This is a genomic window from Spirillospora sp. NPDC049652, from assembly GCF_040675125.1.
Classification (GTDB): Bacteria; Actinomycetota; Actinomycetes; order Streptosporangiales; family Streptosporangiaceae; genus Spirillospora.
The window spans coordinates 1-2,478 of the sequence record NZ_JBFAOF010001009.1 but is presented as its reverse complement, the minus strand read 5'-3'; the positions used below and the strand labels follow the sequence as shown (position 1 = coordinate 2,478).

General features: G+C 74.3%; 3 protein-coding genes. 2 read left to right on the top strand and 1 reads right to left on the bottom strand.

Annotated features, from left to right (window positions below; translation table 11 throughout):
- Nucleotides 1–320, bottom strand: a 320-nt coding sequence (locus tag AB0J52_RS36150) for a TetR family transcriptional regulator (RefSeq protein ID WP_500187413.1), incomplete at its 3' end; no start/stop codon positions are given.
- A gap of 247 nt (nucleotides 321–567) precedes the next feature.
- On the opposite strand from AB0J52_RS36150, the gene AB0J52_RS36145 reads away from it, so the two are divergent.
- Both AB0J52_RS36145 and AB0J52_RS36140 read left to right on the top strand, forming a co-directional pair.
- The gene (locus tag AB0J52_RS36145; protein WP_500187412.1) at nucleotides 568–2,226 is read left to right on the top strand and encodes an AMP-binding protein; all 1,659 of its coding nucleotides are present in this window, start codon (nucleotides 568–570) and stop codon (nucleotides 2,224–2,226) included.
- Nucleotide 2,227: 1 nt separating this feature from the next.
- Nucleotides 2,228–2,478 (top strand): acyl-CoA dehydrogenase family protein (locus tag AB0J52_RS36140; protein WP_500187411.1); only part of this gene is annotated, 251 nt, incomplete at its 3' end.

Here is a 2,478-nt window from a genome sequence, read left to right as displayed (position 1 = left end):
AGCACGTCGACGGCGCGCCGGTGCGCGGCCTCGGTGCGCGGCGGACGGCGCTCGATGCTGCCTTCGAGGAGGTCGAGCTCCTCGCTGACGACCGCGACGACCAGGTCCATCTTGGACGGGAAGTACCGGTAGAGCGTGCCGAGCGCGACCCCGGCGCGTTCGGCGACCGTGCGCATCTGCATGGCCTCGACGCCGCCGCGGGACGCCAGCGCCGCGGCGGCCTGGACGATGCGGCGGCGGCGCTGGTGCTGGCTGCGCGACCGCGCGCCGTGCGGCGCCGGATCCGTTCCGGGCGCGGCGGCCTCCACAGCGGTCTCCACAGCGGACTCCGCTTCGTCCAGCGCGGGATCCGCCACGGGATCGGCTGCGGGGTCCTCGGGCGGCTGGTCGCCGGTCACGGCCTGTTCTGCACTCACGGACCAAGCTTACAGGTCGCACAGGAACGTGTTACTTGAACGCGATTCGGTACAACCTCTCACGTTCGACTTGCGGCGGTCGGAGCGGGTGAACGCGCCCCTGGACACTTACTAGAATCTGTTCTAGTTTTGCGCCCGGGAGGTGACGCCGGTGACCGTCGCGGATCTGCTCGCGGCCCGCGCCGCCGACGACCGTCCGGGGCTCTCCTGCGCCGACGACGGGCGGCGCTGGAGCTGGCGCGAGGTCGTCGCCGAGTCCGCCGCCCGCGCCGCGTGGATGGCGGCCCGCCGTCCCGGGGACCGCCCGCTGCACGTCGGCGTCCTGCTCGACAACCTCCCCGAGCTGGTCTTCCTGCTCGGCGGGGCGGCGCTGTCGGGGAACGTGGTCGTCGCGCTGAACCCGACGCGGAGCGCCGCCGAGCTGGCCGAGGACGCCTGCCGCGCGGACTGCGACCTGGTCGTCCACCAGCCCGAGTACACCCCGCTCGCGCAGGGGACGGCCGTCCGGACCAGGGGTTTCGCCGACCGCACCCGCGAGGTCGCGGGGCTCGCCGAGCACGGCCTCGCGGTCGCGGAGTTCGCCGGGACGCCCGTGCCTGACGCCGCCGGGATCGACGACGCCACGCTGATGATGCTGATCTTCACCTCGGGCACCTCCGGACGGCCGCGCGCGGTCCGCGTGACCCACCGCAAGGTGGTCGTGCCGGGGGAGAACCTGGCGGGACGGCTGCTCACCCCCGAGGACGTCGTGTACTGCCCGATGCCGCTGTTCCACTCCGGCGCGATCATGGCGGCGTTCGCGCCGGCGCTGGTCGCGGGCGCGGAACTGGTCGTGCGGTCGCGGTTCAGCGCGTCCGGGCTGCTGCCGGACGTTCGCGCGCACCACTGCACCTACCTGCACTACGTCGGCAAGGCCCTGTCGTACGTGGTCGCGACGCCGCCCAAGCCGGACGACGCCGACAACCCGCTGAAGGTCGCGTTCGGGAACGAGGCCGCGCCGCTGGAGCAGAAGGCGTTCGGCGAGCGTTTCGGCTGCTTCGTCATCGACGCCTACGGTTCCACCGAGACCGCGATCGCCCTGACGCCCGACCCGCTCGGGCCGCCCGGCGCGCTCGGCAGGCTCGCCCGGGGCATCAAGATCCTCGACCCGGAGACCGGTGCGGAGTGCCCGCCCGCCCGCCTCGACGCCGCCGGCCGCGTCACCAACCCCGACGAGGCCATCGGCGAACTGGTCAACACCACCGGCGACGGCCTGTTCGACGGCTACTACAAGGAGGACGCCCCCGACCGGCTGCGCGACGGCATGTTCTGGAGCGGCGACCACGTCTACCGCGACGCGGACGGCCACGTCTTCTTCGCCGGGCGCGCTGCCGACCGGCTCCGCGTGGACGGCGAGAACTTCGGGGCCGTCCAGGTCGAGCGGGTGCTCGCCGCGTTCCCCGGCGTCCGGCAGCTCGCGGTCTTCGGCGTCCCGGACGCGGCGTCCGGCGACCAGGTCATGGCCGCCCTCGTCACCGAGTCCGGCGGCTTCGACCCCGAGGCGTTCACCGCGTTCCTGGCGGGGCGTGACGACCTCGGCCCGAAATGGCCGCCCCGGTACGTGCGGCTGGCGCGGGAGCTGCCCGCCACGCCGTCCAACAAGATCCTCAAACGCGCGCTGGCCCGGGAGGGCTGGCGCACCGACGACCCGGTGTGGTGGCGGCCCGGCCGCGACCTCGCCTACCGCCGGATGACCGCCGACGACGTCGCGGCGCTGGCCGCCGAGTTCCGGCGGCGCGGCCGCCGGCATCTCCTGGAAGGGAGCGCCTGAGTTGGAATTCGACCTCGACGAGGACCAGCGCGAGCTGCGGAGCCTCGCCGCCGACCTGCTCGGCCGGGAGGCCGCGCCGCAGCGCCTCGAGGCGTTCGAGAAGTCCGGCGCGGCCTACGACGCGGCCGTCTGGAAGGCCCTGGCACAGGCCGGCCTGCTCGGTGTCGTGGTGCCCGCGGAGCAGGACGGCGCGGGCCTCGGCCCGGTCGAGCTGACCGTCCTGCTGCGGGAGGTCGGCGCGCGCGTCGCGCC